Here is an 18,656-nt window from a genome sequence, read left to right on the forward strand (position 1 = left end):
TCCTGCGGCTCTAGGCGCGAAGAATCAAGATTATTTCAAAACAGGTTTTAAAAATTTACCAGTTTCACTGCCTGAAACTTTAGCAACCTGCTCTGGAGTTCCGGTGGCGACGATATAGCCTCCGCCTTTTCCTCCATCAGGTCCTAGATCAATCACATGGTCTGCCGATTTAACAACTTCCATATTGTGTTCGATCACCAGCACCGTGTTGCCCTGATCTGCGAGCTCTTGAATAAGTTCTACAAGCTTGCGAACGTCATCAAAATGCAGACCCGTTGTCGGCTCATCGAGGATGTACAACGTTTTGCCAGTACCGCGACGAGAAAGCTCTTTAGAAAGCTTCACGCGTTGCGCTTCACCACCCGATAAGGTCGTCGAACTTTGCCCCAGAGTCATGTAATCCAAACCTACGCGATGCAAAGTTTCAAGCTTGCGATAAATCTGACTGTGGTTTTTGAAAAACTCCAACGCTTCACTGACGCTCATTTCAAGAACATCCGCGATGGATTTGCTTTTGTATTTAATATTCAACGTTTCACGATTGTATCTGCGTCCCTGGCATGTATCACAGGTCACAAAGACATCGCTAAGAAAGTGCATCTCCACACGGATTTGTCCATGTCCCATACACGTTTCGCAGCGACCGCCCTTGACGTTAAAACTAAAACGACCTGGTTCATAACCACGAAGTTTTGAATCCGGAAGATTCGCGAAGAGATCACGAATCATTGGGAAAAGTCCTACGTACGTCGCTGGCGTAGATCGCGGTGTTCTGCCAATCGGTCTTTGATTGATGTCGATGACTTTGTCAATCTTATCAAGACCTTCAATTTTTTTATAAGGCGACGGCTGTGCTGACGCTTTATAAAAATGCTGCGCTAAAATTTTATAAAGAGTGTCGATGATCAGCGTACTTTTTCCTGAACCTGAAACTCCGGTTACTGCCGTGAATGTGCCCAGCGGAATCTGCATGTCCACATTGTGCAGATTATTTCCGCTAGCTCCTGTCAGTTTTAGAAACTGACCATTGCCTTTGCGGCGTTCTGCGGGAACAGGAATGCGCATCTCACCTTTAAGATATTTTCCTGTCAGTGATTTTGGATTGTTCTCAAGTTCTTCCGGAGTTCCTTGGGCCATCATCTCACCACCTAAAACACCAGCGCGAGGACCCAAGTCGACAACGAAATCCGCATAACGAATCGTATCTTCATCATGCTCAACCAGAAGAATCGTATTTCCACGATCTTTAAGCTCGCCGATAATATTTAACAAACGGTGATGGTCGCGCGGATGAAGACCAATACTCGGCTCGTCCATCACGTAAAGAACACCGATCAACGAAGAACCGACTTGCGTTGCCAAACGAATGCGCTGAGCTTCACCACCCGACAAAGTTCTTGAGGGACGACTTAAAGATAAATATCCCGTTCCCACACGAATCAAATAATCCAAACGTGCGACAATTTGTTTGACGATCTTTTCAGCGATTAATTGGTCTTTGGATTTCCACTTCAATTTTGAAATCCAGTCACGCAACTCAACGGCACCGAGGTCCGCAAGCTCCGCGATCGTTTTTTCACCCAAACGAATGTTGAGCGCTTCCGGTCTTAGACGTGAGCCATGACAATCAGGACACGCCGATAAAACCATTTCTTCATCTTCTTCGTCATCTTCATCCGAAGTTTTTTTGCCTTTGTATTTATAAACGACTTTATCTAATTTTTTTCCGCCGACTTCCGAGTCTGAAAATTGTTCTTCCTCCACAAGGTCGATGGTTCCCAAACCATTGCATGTCGGGCAGGCTCCGCGCGGATTATTGAAACTGAACATACGCGGTTCAATTTCAGGAAAGCTGTATCCGCACTCAGGGCACGCCGAATGAAGTGAATAGGAAACGCGTTCGCCGTCCAGAGTTTCAATAATAACTCGGCCATTCGCCATCGAAAGCGCGGTGTTGATACTTTCTGAAAGACGAAGTTTCATGGAGTCTTTAAGAATCAACTGATCGACAACAAGATCAATATCGTGGGTTTTGGTTTTTGCAAGCTTCGTCGCTTTATCAAGATCAATCATCTTGCCGTCGACTTTGGCTTTCACAAAACCTTTCTTAGCCCAGCGTTGGAACTCCGCTAAGAACTCCCCTTTTTTCCCTGAAGCCATGGGAGCCAGAACATAGAACTTCGTGCCCATGCTCTTTTTCATCACGTCTTCAATAATCTGTTGCGGAGTTTGACTGGTCACTGGGATGTGATGAATCGGACATTCAGGGATTCCCAGTTTTGCATATAACAAACGAAGATAATCGTAAATCTCTGTCACCGTTCCCACAGTGGAGCGAGGATTTGTGCTCACTGATTTTTGATCAATAGCAATCGCCGGAGAAAGTCCAGAGATGGAATCCACTTCCGGTTTTTTTAATTGCTCAAGGAAATTTCGCGCATACGCCGACAGACTTTCAACGTAACGACGTTGTCCTTCTGCATAGACAGTGTCAAAAGCGAGTGAGGATTTCCCACTGCCGCTCAAACCCGTAAACACCGTGATTTTATTCCGAGGAATAACCACGCTGACGTTTTTCAGGTTATGCTCTTTTGCGCCTTTTACTATGATTCCATCTTCAGCTTGTGACATAAGCCCACATTGTAGAATGGAAAGCGCGGAATAGACAATACAGGTCTAGCAATTAGGAAGGAGGGTCAAAAAATTTCGACCCTTAGATTTATTTAGCCTGGCACGCAGGACACACACCATAAAGCTCTAGGATGTGATGTGTTAGTTTAAATCCGAATTGATTCGCGACTTTTTCTTGAAGACTTTCAATCGCTCTGTTTTCAAATTCACAGATTTTTCCGCACTTCACACATGTCAAATGGTCATGGTGACCCTTCGGAGTCAGCTCGTAACGAGCAGGAAGTCCACCCATGCGAACTTCTGTCACAAATGTGCCTTCAGTCAGCGTACGCAAGAAACGATAAACAGTCGCAAATCCAATCTCAGGATGAATCTTGTTGAGCTTTTCATAAAGCTCTTGCGCCGTGACGTGACGACGGCCCTCATGAAGAGCCTTTAAGATCGCCATACGTTGAGTTGTGACCTTCAAGTTGAGCGCACGGATAATACGCTTAAGCTCTGCTTCGTCAAAATCATCATGATGAACAACAATGTCTTCATCGTGCTGTCTTGGCAGAAATGGAACTGTGTCTTTACCCATGGTCACCTCGAGGGTCAGTTATAGGGGATCCCCCTTGGGAAGTCCAAATAATTAAGAATCGTTATCAATTGATTATTAAGTAGCATGCGGATTCAGGGAGCTTAGCCCCCTAAACTATTAAAAACTGCGAAGTTTTTTACCTTTAGAAATATGAGAAACAGCATTGTGAGGATGCAGACTTTCGACATGGCTAAACTCAGCAACGTAATCCAAAATACCTGCTTTCGCGTCCAAAGCCTCTTTCACACGGCGAGCGGCGTCTTCACAGAACATGAGATTCTGTCCGTTACGAAGAGCGAACTCCTGCTCGTCTTCCCTTTTCACCGCACCTTGAACCGCCGTTTGCAAAGCTTCTTCTATGATGTCGATCAAATCTGCGTAATTATAATTCGGACCGACTTCCGCTTTCACACGAGCAAAACTTCTTTGCGCATGCGGAGTCGCCACGATTCCTTGCGGAGTTCCTAACCAAGAATGAACCACATCAAAATCCAAAGACTGATCTTGGAATTGTTGTTTGAAACCATCTTGAATCAATTGTCGAGAAAGAGCCGCCGATGCGGGGCACGTGCTTGAGTAAGTCACAACCACTTCAACAAAATAGCTCTTTGCCCCTTCTTGATTAAAAGAAGAAAGCACTACTGGATAAGAGCGCCAAGCTTGATTTGTACTCTTTAGAGCCTTACGTACCAAGGGAGCTTCAAACTGCACTTGCACAAGAGCTTGAGTGGAAAGGTCTTCGTGAGTTTTCAAAAACTCATCCGTCGCTTTTCCCAAAAGTCCCAAAGTCATTTCGTTCTTCGTCAAAATGTCTTGCGTGATCAGATACAAACGCGACATGTGAATACCGCGCGAAGGTTTTTTATCAAGGCTGACTTTCGCGTCCGCACGCGCTGGAATTCGATAAACACCGTCAGCTTGTTTTAATAATAAAGGTAATTCGATGGAACCCATTCCCACCCAATCAATAGGCGCATACTTTTCGGAATGAGTTTCTTTAGCTACGTCAGGAAGATTCGTTTTCGTCATAAGAGGTCTGTCCAATTCGAGAATGTTCTACCGCAATTTCGCCCCTTTGGCTCTTAAATTATAGTTTTTACATCGATAATGCACTATAGTGCGGCCCTATGGCACAAAAACAACTCATCCTCGCAAGTACGTCTAAATACCGCCAAGAGCTGCTTTCTCGATTGGCTTACGGTTTCACGGCTCAGGCCCCTTTGATCGACGAAGAAAAAGAGAAAGATCCGAGCCTTTCTCCAAGAGCTTTGGCGGAAAAGTTGGCCGAACTTAAAGCGGCAAGCCTTAAGGGCGCGGACCGCGTCGTGATTGGCGGCGATCAGCTTGTGGCGTTTGAAGGACGTATTTTAGGAAAGTCCCATACGGCAGAAAAAGCCGTCGAACAGTTGCTTGCCATGCAGGGAAAAGTTCATGAACTTATCACGGCGATCTGTGTGTTTGATGGAGATAAAAAGATTTCCTATACCGATATCACGCGCATGCACATGAAAAAACTTTCCCGTGAGCAAGCGGAACGCTACGTGAAGTTGGATATGCCGACGGATTGCGCTGGAAGTTATAAAATCGAAAAACATGGCATTATGCTTTTTGATAAAATTGAAAGCCAAGATTTCACCGCGATTCAAGGTTTACCCTTGATTGAACTCAGCAAAATATTAGAGAATGTGGGACTATGAGCGGCTTGCGCCGCAGGATGTGGAGCGAGCTCGGCTCGCGGAACTGGACTTAAATGACAGAAACACAAAAAAAACTTTTCGATGCTGCTAGCGACGCTCAAAAAAGAGCTCACGCTCCCTACTCTAACGCTTTGATCGGCGCTGCGGTCCTGATGAGTGACGGACGTATTTTTTCTGGATGCAATGTTGAAAATGCCTCTTTCGGCGGAACGGTTTGCGCAGAACGTGTGGCGATTTTTAAAGCCGTCAGCGAAGGCGCTCCAAAACAAATCAAAGAGGTTTTGGTGGTCAGCGACGCTGAAAAACCATGGCCTCCTTGCGGATTTTGCCGTCAGGTGATTGCAGAGTTTGCCAATGAACAAACCGTGATTCACACAGCCAATCTTCAAGGTAAAATAAAAAGCTTCCAGTTCCCGGAAATTTTCCCTGAAGCTTTCACACCAAAACACCTAGATTAAGAGGAAAAAGGTACCTGGTACCTTTTCTTTTATCTGAATTTTTCAAAGTAAGAGTTGAAAGCACCCGTGCGATTTTTAAGCTGGCTTGAAAGCTGCTGCACAAGAGTGATGTAAGGTTTAAATTCTTCACCTTTTTCTTCTTTTAAGATGTACTCAGCGACCGCCAACATTTCAATTGTGTCTGTACGACGAGCTTCCAACGCTTTTTCAGTGATCTGCGATGTTTCAGGCTCTACGGAAAGCTCCACACGCACACCATAGTGATCAGACCAAGGCTCGCGAGGAGTTCCGCGCATATTAACTTGGCCTTCTGTCGCTTTCAAGGTTGTGCCCGACTCACCCACGTTTGAGAAAAAGATGTAGTCAAACGTATGATCTGAGAGCATCCAACCTAAGGGGTTTCCATAGCAGTATGTGCAATAGCCCTTCGGATATTGTCCTAAATACTCTTCCATTGAGTCATGCGCTCCTAATGTCTTCATTAGGAATTTTCTTTCAACGCTGTCGATGTCGGAATTAAAATCTCCAGAGAACACAAGCTTCAACTGTTGATGCTTTAAGCGCCATTGCAAGATGTCCAAAATCTGCGTGATACGAACGGCCTTCGATGTGGGGTGCAAATGCGTATTCATGAAAAAGAAATCTTCATCGATACCAAAGAAATTAGATCTCACGATATGGTAAGCTTTTTTAACGTTAAAAGCAGAGCGAACTGAGTCAAGAACCCCGCCTTCATTGTTGACGTTAAAGTCCACAGTTTGGCGGCCTTTGATATCGCCCATAAAAAACGACATCAAACCGATCTTTTCATCTTTATTTGGAGCGCTGATATTATATTGATGTTTTAAACTTTTTTCGAATTGAACAATGTGTGAGTCATTCCAAACTTCTTGCAAGTGCACCACATCACACTTGGGAATCCCTTGTAAGAAACCCGCGATTCGCTCTGTGCGACCTTCGATATTTTTTGCGTAAATCGGCCCATAGGCATTGAAGTTTTGAACACAAAAACGAGGAGGACGAGGGTCCGCCTGCCAGTATTGCTCAGCCTTTACTTGTGCAGAAAACAACAACGTTCCAAGTACCAAAAGCTTTGAAATGCCCATAGTCTGCCCTCACGGATTTATTCCTAAGGGTCTACATTCAATTCCCATACAAAGCCGAGAACCCTTTCAGTTTGTTTTAAGCTGTCTAAGTTTGATACAGGGCGCTCTTTCGCCTACATCTTCACCCAAATATACTTGCCGTTTGCGACCTCATCGCAGGTCAATGACACCAACTGATCTTGTTGATTCTTACAAGAACCCGTGGTTCCCACTTGCACTTGCGCTGATCCCAAAAGCTTTCCTAAAAAGTTTTTAGGTCCAAGACATTTTTTATTTTCGAACTCCGCACATGTTGGATAAACAGGTTTTGTTCGTCGGGTATCGACGTAAGAATAAAAGTTAGCGGTAGGCCCAAAGACATCGTCCCACAAGCCAATGCTAATTCCCTGATTGCCCTTCATCGCCATATATTGGTTTTTTCGAAGCTGAGGCTTCACGTGCTTAAGAAGATAACTTTGCAAGTCCTCGCTGTCACTTGTCGCCAAGCACGCCGTGTTGTCGTACTCAATAGAAATGCCTTTGCTTTTCATTGTCGGTAAAAGAACGTAATCAATATAGTTCTTGGTTTGATCACTGCTACTCCAGTGCCCCACATATCCTAGGATCAATTTATTTCCAGCCATATGAGGAAGATTAAGAGGCGCATAGCGGTCGCCGATCTCACGCACATCCCACGAGTCACACTTGTTCTGTTTGATCAGACGATTGAGCCAGGAGTTGCATCCCATTCGATAGTACTTCATTTCCGCTTTGATCGTCGTATCGATTTCACATAGACATGTCGTCGCACTCGCCGCCGAGGAAAGACCTAAAAGACTTAACAATAAGAGCAATGACTTCTTCATGAACATACGGGACTCCTTGCTTATGATGGATTCCTTAGCAAGATAAAGACCTGCAGAAAAATTATTGAAATGCTCTTAAAGTGATATCCACTGTGGTTTCTTTGAGCGTCCCTGTTTAGCACTTTGTATCAGCGACAAAAGAGGCTCTCTTGTTCGCCGAGAGAAAATCCACGAAGATGATATTTTAAACATTCCTGAAAATAGAACAGGCTCAACCCTGTCTTCAAATCTTGTCAGAAGGTTTGGGAGACCTTGTGGTATATCACCCCATCTAAAGAATGAGGTGTGATATGAAAAAAATCTTTTTGGCTCTTTTGTTCTTAAGTACAACTCAAGCTTTTGCAATCACTGATGGTAAATATAAATGCGATATCACTCCCAAGGGAGCTGATAAATCTAAAATTCAACTTTCGTTCGAAATTTCTAAGGGCGATGTCGTCTGCAAAGAAGCCGATGGTGAATGGTGCATGCGCTGGTTTGACTTCCAGCCAGCTAAGCAAGAAAAATTTTGGCTCGATGGTTTGTACGATGGCGGCTACGAAGATCTTGATAATGGCGACTGGAAAGTTTCTGCAGACTCTGATGGCTGCAATATCGGAAAGTTAATTCTCTATAAAAACAGTGGCTTCACCAAAGGTTTTCTCACGACCGCATTTCAATGCAGTGGCAAAGTCGCTCCTTCTGCGGGCACTGTGAACTGCGTTAGGGCAAAGTAAGACAGTAGTTCTCGCCCAAATATTCAATTTGAACATTTTTAAGTGTGCTTCCCGACGGAAGCACATGACCAACAACCTTCGCAAGTTCTTCGCGGAGGACTTCGGATTCTTTATTGGCAATAGGTTTTAAAAGTAAAAAACCTTCGTGCTGATAGTCGGCTTCACAGCCCTGCACTCGTTCCCAATCAAAAGCGAAACGAATTAAATCAAAAGCCCCTTCTTTAGGAATTGATTCAATGTAGTGCTTATATTGAAACATCATTTCTTCAGGCGCTTGAGAAGAATTCCAGGAAAAGGACCACCCACGTTCTTCGCGAAAAGTAAGACTTGAAAGAATCACTCCAAGTTCCGCCGCTTTTTGCGTGAGATTAAGGCGAGTCACCGCCATGATTTCTGCAAAAGCGTGGTTGAGACTTTCTCTAGAAGATATAAAAGGATCCTTTTCTAAATCCTTTTTTAGCTTCCACAGCCACTCATCCACGAACATTAAATTCACACTCATCCCTGACAACGGATCAATGTCATGACTAAATCCAACAGCAAGATGAAATAAAAAGCCCCGTCGTGAAGACAGGGCTCCTTGAATTACGATTCGAATGGGAACTTCGCGAACGAGCTGCAACATTATTGAAGTTGCAACGCTTGCGTGTTCATTGTGACGTGAGAGTTTGAACGGAATTGATTCACCCACGCTTCAAACATACCGTCGCCACGGCGTTTTTGCATCATTTCAGCCGTCATTGGCTCTAAAGCTTTCACTTCTTCCACTTTAGATTCTTTCAACTTCAAAACGTATTTAGAGTTGCCGTCACGAACCAGACGTTTCAACAATGGTTCTGTTTTCTTAAGCTCGAAAACCGCTTCTGTTGCCACAGCGCTTGTGATTTTTGGGAAGTTATCAGACCCCAACTCTACCAAACCTGTTTCTTCCCAAGACGCTTTCAATTCTTTAAGTTGCGCGTTTACCGCTGTTTCGTCGCCTTTAGTCAAAGCTTCATCCAAAGCTTTGATAGCTGCTTCCGCTTTTTCTTTTGTCATCGCTTTGGAAGCTGCTTCTGAATCAATTTTCACAAAAAGAACATTGATCTTTTGCGCTTTCAAATCTTGAAGCTTTTTAAATTCTGCTGCTGTTGGTGCAGAAACAAGTTCAAACATTTGACGAACACGCACGTTTGCAATGTCTTTACGAACTTTGTTTTCAAAGTCGCCTGGGTTTGAACGAGTGGATTCAAGGTAACGGCTGTAGAATTCACGCTGGAATTGACCATTTTGTTGGAAGAAAGGAATGTCTTTCACGATAAAATCGCGAACTTCCGCGTCCGTCGCAAGAATGCCGTTTTTTTGCGCAGCTTGAGAAACAAGCTCCATACGCACAAGATTTTCTAGCGCTTGCTGACGAAGTAGTTGACGCTGAGAGCTAAAATCCATCTGACTTCCAAAGAGATTTTGGTAGTACTGCTGAATACGATTTTCTTCCTGCTGGAAGTCAGCCAAAGAGATCAAACTGTTGTTCACGCGCGCCACGGAACCAACACCAGCTCCCAAACGGCCTGGCAAACCGAAAAACACGAAAACCAGAATGATCGCACCGAAGAGAACGATTGCCGTAACACTCTTTGTAGAGAGCTTTCTCTTCATTTTATCAGCCATACTATCGCTCATAACTTTTCCTTCCTTAAACAAGCCTGCTGTAAGCGGATTCCATTACCTAACGAATTTCTTATTTTTTCAAGGGGAAATTGTTGAAATCTCTCGGCACTTTGACTAGCGTTTGATTATTAATACGCGTAATAGAAGGTGACTTTTGAATTTTTTCAACTTTGATCTCAAGAAACTTGTGATGATCGGGATTGTTTTGGCTTTGCCGCTCATTTCCATCAACATGCAGCAAAGACCTCAAGAATCGAACTGGCTTTCCAAACCCTTCACTCTTTTAGGCAGTGCTGTGTCCGAGACTTTTTACGGATTCAGCCATGGCGTGAAAGACACGACAGCGATGTACGTGAATCTTATCAACATCAAAAAGCACAACGAAGAGTTGCAGAGTCATAACAATGAACTGGAAGCTCGTTTAGAAAAAATGAATGAGTTGCTTTTAGAGAACGACCGCTTGCGCGGACTTTTATCTTTCAAAGATCAGACAAAGATGAATCTGATGGCAGCACAGGTGATCGGACGTGATCTGGTAATTGACCACAGCACTGTGACAATTAACAAAGGAACTGCGGACGGCTTGAAATCAGGACAAGCCGTTATCACAACAGGTGGCGTTCTTGGTTACATCTTTAAACCAGAACCTTTCACTTCTCACGTGATGTTGATCACAGATCGTTATGCAGTGGTTGACGGTATTGTTCAACGAACTCGCGCCCACGGCATTGTTGAAGGTAAATCTCAGTACGGCAGCACACTTTCTTTGAAATACGTCGAGAAAACGGAAGACGTGAAACAAGGTGACCTTGTTGTGACAGGCGGACTTGATAATATCTTCCCGAAAGGTTTTCCTGTTGCAGTTGTTGAATCGGTTGAAAAGAAAACGTTCAGCGTTTCTTTGAAAGTGGATTTGCGTCCGGTGGTAGATCCTTACAAAGTGGAAGAAGTATTTGTTGTGCTTTCTGCCGCCAACGAAGACTTTGGCGATAAATATGCGCCACAAGCCTCTACTGAAACGCCGATCACGGCAGAAGGTGTGACTCCGGCAATTGCTCCGGCCGCACAAGGTCCTATTCCTGCGACGACTCCAGTGGCTCCCGCTCCTGCGGCTCCGAAAAAACCTGAGGAGAAACGTCCGTGAAAATCCGTTGGAATGTGATTCTGAATTTTCTCGTATTATTTGCAGTTCTGATCATGGTCGCGGGATTTCAAACGACGTTTTGGTTTCAACTCTTTGGCAATGTCCCATCCCCGCTTTTGTGGCTGAACTTAGTTGTGTATGTGACCCTTTATCGCAAACCCTTTCCTGCGATCATCACGATTTACGCGATGGGCTTTGCACTTCTCGCGTTCACGGCAATGCCTCTTAAGATGATGTGGATCAGTCTTTTGATTCTCTTTACTTTGGTCTATGGAATCAAAACTCGCGTCTTTTGGAGTGGCTCGGGATATTATACTATTATGTGTGCATTCTCGGCTGTGGCCTATCACCTGATTTATTTCTTTGGTTCCATGGTGATGGAAAAAAATCCCGCGAGTTTCGAAATTGTCGATCGCCTTGTACAGATCATCTTGACGCCCTCCTTTGCTTTTCCCATGTATTGGGTTCTCGCCAAAATCGATAAGATTTCGCAGGATGAACTTGTTCACGAGCCCGGAGGATTGGAGTTATGAGTACTTACGTCAGTAATCCGGACGAAGCAAAAGAGTATCAGAGTCGATACAAAATATTTTACATCACCATCGCTTTCACTTTGGTCGCTTTCACAATGCGCTTGTGGTATCTGCAAGTCATTTCAGGAAACGAACTTCGTGAGTTCTCGGAAAAAAACCGTATCAAGCAAAATAAAATCTCGGCTCCCCGTGGTTTGATGCTGGATCGCGATGGCAAAGTGTTGGTGGAAAATCTGCCGGGCTTTGAAGCGATCTTGTCGCCTCAATATATTGAGAATTTGGAAGATCTTGCGAAAACCGTGGGACCTGTGCTCGGCATGGAACCAGACAAACTTATGGTGAAGGTTCAAAAGAGCCGCAAACAAAACGGTCCTTTTGCGCAGATTCGTTTGAAAGAAAACTTAAGCCGTGAAGAAGTCTTTCGCCTAAAACGCATGCGCCTGGATACTCCGGGACTTGAGATTCGTGAATCTATTGTGCGCTACTACCCTCTTCGTGAAAACGGCGCGCAGCTTTTTGGTTATGTCAGTGAAATCTCGAAACGCCAGATTCCGCTTTTGAATGATTTCTATAAAGGTGCTCTGAAGTTCGATCAAGGTGACATCATCGGTAAGAGTGGACTTGAAGAAACTCTTGAAAAAGACATTCGTGGCACGGATGGCATCAGCTTTATTCAAGTCGATGCCCATGGACGTGAAGCCGCCACACAAACTCCGAATATTTACGGAGAGCAGATCAAAGATCAAATCGCCGTTCACGGTAACAATGCCGTTTTGACGATTGACCGCGATTTGCAAAAACAAGCTTTTGAATCCTTCAATAAGACAGGCGCTGATAATCGCGGTCACATCGGAGCGATCTTTGCCATGAAAACAAATGGCGAGGTTTTGGCTTGGGTCAGCAATCCGTCTTTTGATCCGAATGAATTTTCAACAGGTATTTCTCCTTCGACATGGTCGAAACTGATCAACGATCCGTTCAAACCTTTGCGCAATAAAATCATTCAAGATCACACAGCTCCTGGTTCGACGTTTAAACCGTTGGTTGCGGTAGCGGCTCTTGGAGAAAAAGTAATCACTCCAACAACCGTAGTTAGTGCACCAGGTGTGTTCTATTTTGGTCGCCGTCCCTACCATGACTCTTTGAAACAAGGTCACGGAAACATCACGGTGTACCAAGCGATCGAAGAATCTTCGAACGTGTTCTTCTATAAAATGGGTATCGCTCTTGGTGTAGATAAAATGTACGACTATATCCATAACATGGGTATCGGGCAAAAAACCGGCATTGAGCTTTCTCGTGAGATCTCGGGAATCATGCCGAACTCAGCATGGAAAAAGGCGACCGTCGGTGAAGAATGGCAAGCCGGGGAAAACCTCAGCACGGCAATCGGTCAGGGTTTCGTGACGGTGACTCCGATTTCCATGGCGATTGCTTACAACGCGATTGCCACGGAAGGTAAAGTTGTAAAGCCGTTTGTGATTCGTAAAATCATGGATCAAGACGGAAAAGTTTTACGTGAAAACTTCCCGGAAGTTGTTCGCGATTTAACTCAAGCACAACCTAATGGTGTTAAAATCAGTCCTGAAACTTTCAAAGTCGTCAAAGAAGGTATGCGCCTGGTTGCCAATGGCACCAAGGGTACAGCTCGTTACTGGAAAGTTCCTGGCGTTGAGTTCGCAGGTAAAACTGGAACAGCTCAGGTCATGGGGTTTTCTGCCGATCAGATCTATGCAAGCTGTACGTCGCGTCCGATGCACATGCGCCACCATGGTTGGTTCGTTTCCTATGCTCCCGCGGAAAATCCAGAGATCGTCATTGCGATCTTAGCTGAGCATTCTTGCCACGGTAACACGGGGGCAGTTCCTATCGCCCGCGAAATCTATCAGAAATACTTTGAAAAATATCACCCAGAGATCATCGCAGAGGCGCTGAAGAACAAAGGCGTTAAAAAAGTTAAAGTGGAAGCTGCGACCACAAGTGAGGGAGAATAATGTTTAGCTCACTGCACGTTGAAGAGAGAACTCTCTTCAAGAAATTAGATATTAATTTAATCATCGTGATTTTGGCGCTCAATGTGATTGGTCTTATCAATCTTTACAGTGCCACTCACGGTCCGACATCCACAGATGTGGCGTCTTTATTCATTTCGCAAATCATGTGGTTGGTTGTGGGTTGGACGGTATTCTTAGTAATGACATTACTAGATTATTCCATCGTCAGTCGTATTGCGCTGGTCGTATACGTCTTAAACCTGGGTGCCATTATCTACGTGACCTTCTTTGGTAAAATCGCCTTGGGAGCGCAACGTTGGATTGACCTTGGATTCTTCCGCTACCAACCATCAGAAACGATGAAGCTTGCTTTGATCATGATGATGGCAAAAATTCTAGCTACAAGAAACACGCACGGTTCGGGGATGGGCTTTAAGGAGATGTTCACACCGTTGATGATTCTGGGAATTCCCTTCGTCTTCGTCGTTGAACAACCCGACCTGGGAACCGCAATGATGTTGGCGGCCATCGGTGGATCGATGTTGATCTTCTCAAAAATCAAACGCGTCATCTTGGCTTCCATCATCACACTGGGAATCATCGCGTTGCCGGTCGCATGGAAGTTCGTCCTTCATGACTACCAAAAAAATCGTGTCTTGACGTTCTTATCGCCAACAAACGATCCGCGCGGAACTGGATACAACAGCATCCAATCTAAAATCGCCGTAGGCTCAGGCCGCTTCTTCGGAAAAGGATTTATGAAAGGAACTCAATCCCAACTTGAATTCCTTCCAGAGCGTCACACGGACTTTATTTATTCAGTTCTCAGCGAAGAACACGGCTTCGTAGGATCTATCTCCGTCATCGGTCTTTTCTGCTTCCTTTTCGTAACAGGAATCCGAATCGCCACCAACGCAAGAGATAAATTCGGAGCCCTCTTAACCGTCGGCGTTTTGTGTTACGTCTTCTGGCACATGTTCGTAAATATCGGGATGGTGATCGGACTCTTACCCATCGTCGGGGTTCCACTACCACTCTTATCTTACGGTGGATCAAGCATGCTTACCACCATGGCGGGCTTAGGAATTATCTCCAGCGTCGCCTACAGAAGATATCTGTTCTAGAAAACTCGAAGGCACAATTTGGCTGTGCCTTCGACGTCTCTCTAAAAACCACCATCCAAGAGCGAAACGTCTCGAAGAGAGAATCCGTCCTAATTCGACTAACCACTAATCAGACATTGTCTAGACATTGATTGACACCCGCTTTGATCACCTCGAAGGAATGCCTTTTGAGGGGTGATTCATTCTAAGAACCCATTCATTCCGCGCACTTAAGGTTTCGGCACGCCCCTTGAACTTACCTCTCTGTAACAGGAGGTCGCGGATATGAAAACGAAACATCTCAAAATCGGACTCGCTCTAGCAGCCGCAACGCTCACGTCAGCTCTTTATATGAACTTCGATTTCTTCCACTGGAACACAGTGAATGTGTCAGCGCTAGAAGTCGTTAATGAGGCTTCACGCGTAGAACACGCCAAGGAACTTCTTGGTCGTAGCTACAAAGGCAGTGATGCTCAAAAGCTTGAAGGCCGAAGAGCTTTAAATGAAATGATTCACACTAAAGTACAAAATTCTTTAGCTCCTCGCTGGAAAGCTCAGGCCCGCGCTATTGCTCGCACTGTCATCACAGAAAGTGCCAAATATAAAATGGACCCTGTGTTTGTCTTAGCAGTAGTTAAAACAGAAAGTAAATTCAATCCATTGGCTTTAGGTCGCTTTGGCGAAATTGGTTTGATGCAAATTAAACCTGACACCGCAGAATGGATCGCAAAAAAATATGGCATTGCGTGGAATGGCAAAAAGACTTTGGAAAATCCATCTTCAAACATCCGCATCGGTCTTGCGTATATGAATTACCTGCGCACAGAATTCAACGGCAAAGCCGTGAAGTATGTCAGCGCATACAATATGGGTCCCAAGAATGTGCGCCGCTTGCTTGCAAAGAATATGAAGCCTGCTGAATATAACACTCGTGTGATGAAAAACTATGGCGAACTTTACGCGAGAATCTCAGATAGCAACAGTCTTATCGTAGCGTCTAATTAATTCGGACGAGATCAGAACAAATTTTCTTCTCGTTTTTACAAACAAAATCAAAAAAACTGTAAAAGCCACTTTACAGTTTTTTTGATTTTGTTCATTTCTTTTTGATCCGCACCAAAAGCAGACACGAATATTAAAGTTTTGTTTATGTTTGATTCCCTCTAACAAAAAAACTTTGTTACGCCGACAAGTTATAGCGTTGCAAATCCATCATGATAAAGCTGCAAACATTCCAGAAAGATTAACGCTAACAGTTCGCCTGTTTTTGCAGGCGGGAGAAAAATGCCTATGAAGGACAATGGTTCGATTTCACCTTTACTGTACGATTTGGACTATACGATTATCACGGGTAAAGATCTTCACGATCGACAACCCACGGAGCTGCACAACAAAGCTTACGCTTATTGGAAAGCCTTCTGGAGAAATGTCTTCAAAGAAAATGGCATGCAAGGAGACGTCCTCAGAAAAGAAGATTTTTTACGGGAAGATTTTATTACCATTCTTTCGCATAAAGATGAAATCGCGGGAATACATCTGTATTGCCAATTTGATTTAGAACTCGAAGCTTCGCGCGATCATATTTATTTCATGCACAACTATGGACCTCAATTTACGGAACAACTTAGAAAAAACGGCATTCGTCACGTCATGACCATTGAGTATCTTACGGTGGATCCGGCCTGGCGAAAATCCAAAGTGGGTGTGAGCTTGGGCCACGTTTTTTGTGCTTTAGGTGCTCAAGTGGCCGCCTACTTGGACGTGGATGCCGCCGTCAGCGCGTGTCGAATGGACGTCGGAGCCAATGACATGCTCGCCAAATGCGGCGGAGTTTCCTACGGAAAAACAGATCTCTACAACACTCCCGTGGAATACATGGTTATTCCCCGAGAACTCAATTGCACTCATTTGGATCCCGCTGTTGCCAGTTTAGTCAATCTCTATTGGAATCGCCGGATTGATCTAACCACGCGTTTACCAAAACGAAGCCATTTAAAAATCGCAGTTTAATTATTGGAGAACACATGAAAAAACAACTGGCACAAAAGTTTGAAGAAAAAATTTTGCAGACCCAGGTTCTTTTCGACAACTTCCCTTGGGAACAAAAAGAGGCGTATGCAGAACTTCTCGCGCAAACATATTACTATGTTCGCCACACGATGACGTTCATCGCAACGAGCGTTGCGCAGTTTAATTTAATAGACCGCCCTCTTCACCGCCAATTGATAAAGCATTTAGCGGAAGAAAACGGTCATGACATTATGCTGATTAACGATTTGAAGGCGTTAGGAATGAAAGTAGAAGACTTTCCAGAAAGGCCACAGACGTCAGCACTTTATCAATCACAATATTATTATTTCGATCATGAAAATCCGTATGCCCATTTTGGATACGCTTACTACTTGGAAGGCGTTTCAGCGCACAGTCTTCAGGCTATTGCGGATACAACGACAAGAATTTACGGTGAAAGGGCTTCCACCTTTTATCGCTTGCACGGTGAAGAAGATGTCGGCCACTTCGCCAAGGGTTTAAAACTTCTTGAGGGTCTGCCTCCGGAAGCTTTGGAGAGTATCGAGAAAAATCTCAATGAAACAAGTTTTTTCTACATGGGCATGGTTGAAGCGATCAGCCAAAAATGGGCGAAACAAAAAGGACAAAAAGCAGCTTAAGAGGTTTTTATGACTACAAACAGACAAGATCTTTTTCTTCAGTTAGTAAAAGATAATATGGAGTCGCCACAGATTTTACAGCGCACGCCAGAGCCTTCCGGCGTGACGGACGGTGAACAAAACGTGAATCAGTACAATCGCGTACTGAACACGAACATGACTTCAAATTACGCCATAGCCATGGATTTAATGTATCGCTGTCGTTCTGAAAACTCGAACCATAGCGCTTTGGATTTATGTTCAGGCCCGGGTCTGCTTACGATGGGACTTTCAAATTATCTAGGCTACAAACACGTGCTCGGAGTCGATCTGTCTCAACCGATGACGTCCATCGCCCAACAAAATGCGAAGCTCGCCGGACTTGAGGGAAAAGTGCGATTTAAAACCGGCGACGTTATTAATCTCCATGAGTCGGATCATTCGTTTGATCTGGTCAGCTTTACAAACGCCGCCCATCACCTGCCGGATCTAGCGAGCGTGCGTAGAGTCCTCACCGCCAGCGAGAAGGCTGCGAAACCTGACGGAATCATTGTTCTTACAGATATAGGTCGCCTTAAAACAGCCGAAATCACCGACCGATTTGTGGCTCTTGCCGGAGAAGAATTCATCAAACTCAACATGCCAGATATGTATGAGGACTTCAGAAACTCAATGTATGCAGGCTGGACTGCGGAGGAACTTGCCACTTGCGTTCCCAAAAATACGAAGAGAGTTTGGGTGCAGATGGTACCCACAGGGCTGACTTCGCATTTGGCTTTATTAGGTCTGCCCGCCGGAAGAGAAAAGATTTTTTTACGTGAGAGCTATGATTGGCAGGCGTCAGGTTTACTTAGAAGTGACGAGGCTAAATCGGACTGGCAGGTGTTACGGCACATTGTGAACACAGCCAACTTTAAAAAGTTGGCTGCGTAATAAGAATTAATTCCAAAGACCTTTTACAGTCTCGATAAGTACGATGGCTTCAGTTTGTCTGTTCTTTTTCAGAGGACTGATTAACTGGATTTCCATGTAGCACTCTCTTTTCTCGCTTGAATTGATTTCTTTCAAGAAGTGAGGGCCCAAACCAGGAACGTGACTTTCAGTGATTTCACCATTGAAAACTTTGCTGCAAACTTCGAAAGTTTTCATTGTTTCTTGAGGGTCACGTTCATAAAGATGCCACCACTCTAAAGAATAAAGTTCTTCAAGAGTATAAGTGCAGCATTCAAAGAATCTGAAATTGCGATAAAGCTGTTTATTATCCGCAGAATAAACTTCAACCAAGTTTTCGTCAGTTAAGTAATTAAAAACATCCGAACGTGGAACCAATCCCAACTTACGGAATGCTTTCCAAACGAATGTAGAGTTGTCTCTGAGCTTGTAACCCTCAGCAACTTGTTCTTCGCAAAGCTCTTTGAAGAAAGTCAAACTTTGCACGACTTCTTGTTTTTTCTCGACAGAGAGTTTTTCAAAATAAGGAAGTCCTGGAACGTAAGGCTTACGATGAACGCCTTCCGTCGCAAATAGCATGCAAACTTTTTGAGCTAGCGA

19 protein-coding genes are annotated in these 18,656 nt (G+C 44.5%); 11 read left to right on the top strand and 8 right to left on the bottom strand.

The genetic code is table 11. The annotated features are described in order from the left end of the window. Window positions 1-30: 30 nt before the first annotated feature. The 3 genes from uvrA to folE2 all read right to left on the bottom strand — a co-directional run bounded on the left by uvrA (window position 31) and on the right by folE2 (window position 4,240). Window positions 31-2,631 carry an excinuclease ABC subunit UvrA gene (gene uvrA, locus AAAA78_RS11460; RefSeq protein ID WP_340592187.1) on the bottom strand — a complete coding sequence of 867 codons (2,601 nt, stop codon included), beginning with the start codon at window positions 2,629-2,631 and terminating at the stop codon, window positions 31-33. An 88-nt stretch (window positions 2,632-2,719) separates the two neighbouring features. Then, on the bottom strand, window positions 2,720-3,211 hold the full coding sequence (locus AAAA78_RS11465; RefSeq protein WP_295905956.1) for a Fur family transcriptional regulator: 492 nt from the start codon (window positions 3,209-3,211) through the stop codon (window positions 2,720-2,722). A 117-nt stretch (window positions 3,212-3,328) separates the two neighbouring features. Then, entirely contained in the window at window positions 3,329-4,240 is a 912-nt protein-coding gene (gene folE2, locus AAAA78_RS11470; protein ID WP_340592188.1) for a GTP cyclohydrolase FolE2, read from the bottom strand. A gap of 98 nt (window positions 4,241-4,338) precedes the next feature. Here folE2 and AAAA78_RS11475 point away from each other — a divergent pair, with 98 nt between their 5' ends. After that, window positions 4,339-4,908 carry a Maf family protein gene (locus AAAA78_RS11475; protein ID WP_340592189.1) on the top strand — a complete coding sequence of 190 codons (570 nt, stop codon included), beginning with the start codon at window positions 4,339-4,341 and terminating at the stop codon, window positions 4,906-4,908. Between the two features lie 53 nt (window positions 4,909-4,961). Then, the gene (locus tag AAAA78_RS11480; protein WP_340592190.1) at window positions 4,962-5,366 is read left to right on the top strand and encodes a cytidine deaminase; all 405 of its coding nucleotides are present in this window, start codon (window positions 4,962-4,964) and stop codon (window positions 5,364-5,366) included. Window positions 5,367-5,395: 29 nt separating this feature from the next. On the opposite strand, the gene AAAA78_RS11485 is transcribed toward AAAA78_RS11480, so the two are convergent. Then, a complete protein-coding gene (locus AAAA78_RS11485) occupies window positions 5,396-6,472 on the bottom strand; it encodes an endonuclease/exonuclease/phosphatase family protein (RefSeq protein ID WP_340592191.1) in 1,077 nt (358 codons plus the stop codon). A 113-nt stretch (window positions 6,473-6,585) separates the two neighbouring features. Continuing rightward, the gene (locus AAAA78_RS11490; RefSeq protein WP_340592192.1) at window positions 6,586-7,323 is read right to left on the bottom strand and encodes a hypothetical protein; all 738 of its coding nucleotides are present in this window, start codon (window positions 7,321-7,323) and stop codon (window positions 6,586-6,588) included. 284 nt (window positions 7,324-7,607) lie between these two features. Here AAAA78_RS11490 and AAAA78_RS11495 point away from each other — a divergent pair, with 284 nt between their 5' ends. Then, entirely contained in the window at window positions 7,608-8,033 is a 426-nt protein-coding gene (locus tag AAAA78_RS11495) for a hypothetical protein (protein ID WP_340592193.1), read from the top strand. Here the strand turns inward: AAAA78_RS11495 and AAAA78_RS11500 are convergent. Together AAAA78_RS11500 and AAAA78_RS11505 are read right to left on the bottom strand one after the other, a co-directional pair. Then, on the bottom strand, window positions 8,020-8,658 hold the full coding sequence (locus AAAA78_RS11500) for a hypothetical protein (RefSeq protein WP_340592194.1): 639 nt from the start codon (window positions 8,656-8,658) through the stop codon (window positions 8,020-8,022). The two genes, AAAA78_RS11495 and AAAA78_RS11500, sit on opposite strands and share 14 nt — an antisense overlap. Continuing rightward, a complete protein-coding gene (locus tag AAAA78_RS11505) occupies window positions 8,658-9,695 on the bottom strand; it encodes a SurA N-terminal domain-containing protein (protein ID WP_340592195.1) in 1,038 nt (345 codons plus the stop codon). Before AAAA78_RS11505 ends, AAAA78_RS11500 begins: the two co-directional genes overlap by 1 nt. Window positions 9,696-9,837: 142 nt before the next feature. Between AAAA78_RS11505 and mreC the strand changes: the two genes are divergently transcribed. The 8 genes from mreC to AAAA78_RS11545 all read left to right on the top strand — a co-directional run bounded on the left by mreC (window position 9,838) and on the right by AAAA78_RS11545 (window position 18,038). Continuing rightward, window positions 9,838-10,827, top strand: a complete 990-nt coding sequence (gene mreC / locus AAAA78_RS11510) for a rod shape-determining protein MreC (protein ID WP_340592196.1) — start codon at window positions 9,838-9,840, stop codon at window positions 10,825-10,827. Continuing rightward, the gene (locus AAAA78_RS11515; RefSeq protein ID WP_340592197.1) at window positions 10,824-11,360 is read left to right on the top strand and encodes a hypothetical protein; all 537 of its coding nucleotides are present in this window, start codon (window positions 10,824-10,826) and stop codon (window positions 11,358-11,360) included. The genes mreC and AAAA78_RS11515 overlap by 4 nt, the downstream gene beginning before the upstream one ends. Continuing rightward, window positions 11,357-13,354, top strand: coding sequence for a penicillin-binding protein 2 (gene mrdA, locus AAAA78_RS11520; RefSeq protein ID WP_340592198.1), 1,998 nt, complete (start codon window positions 11,357-11,359; stop codon window positions 13,352-13,354). Before AAAA78_RS11515 ends, mrdA begins: the two co-directional genes overlap by 4 nt. Continuing rightward, a complete protein-coding gene (rodA, locus tag AAAA78_RS11525; RefSeq protein WP_340592199.1) occupies window positions 13,354-14,478 on the top strand; it encodes a rod shape-determining protein RodA in 1,125 nt (374 codons plus the stop codon). The genes mrdA and rodA overlap by 1 nt, the downstream gene beginning before the upstream one ends. 264 nt (window positions 14,479-14,742) lie before the next feature. Further along, window positions 14,743-15,462: a lytic transglycosylase domain-containing protein gene (locus AAAA78_RS11530; RefSeq protein ID WP_340592200.1), complete on the top strand. Its 720-nt coding sequence runs from the start codon at window positions 14,743-14,745 to the stop codon at window positions 15,460-15,462. A gap of 285 nt (window positions 15,463-15,747) precedes the next feature. Next, entirely contained in the window at window positions 15,748-16,467 is a 720-nt protein-coding gene (locus AAAA78_RS11535; protein ID WP_340592201.1) for a hypothetical protein, read from the top strand. A gap of 14 nt (window positions 16,468-16,481) precedes the next feature. Continuing rightward, the gene (locus tag AAAA78_RS11540) at window positions 16,482-17,126 is read left to right on the top strand and encodes an iron-containing redox enzyme family protein (RefSeq protein ID WP_295904846.1); all 645 of its coding nucleotides are present in this window, start codon (window positions 16,482-16,484) and stop codon (window positions 17,124-17,126) included. A 9-nt stretch (window positions 17,127-17,135) separates the two neighbouring features. Continuing rightward, a complete protein-coding gene (locus AAAA78_RS11545) occupies window positions 17,136-18,038 on the top strand; it encodes a class I SAM-dependent methyltransferase (protein ID WP_340592202.1) in 903 nt (300 codons plus the stop codon). A 6-nt stretch (window positions 18,039-18,044) separates the two neighbouring features. Here the strand turns inward: AAAA78_RS11545 and AAAA78_RS11550 are convergent, their stop codons facing one another. After that, window positions 18,045-18,635, bottom strand: coding sequence for a hypothetical protein (locus AAAA78_RS11550; RefSeq protein WP_340592203.1), 591 nt, complete (start codon window positions 18,633-18,635; stop codon window positions 18,045-18,047). Window positions 18,636-18,656 lie beyond the last annotated feature (21 nt).

It is taken from the genome of Bdellovibrio sp. BCCA (assembly GCF_037996825.1).
GTDB lineage: Bacteria > Bdellovibrionota > Bdellovibrionia > Bdellovibrionales > Bdellovibrionaceae > Bdellovibrio.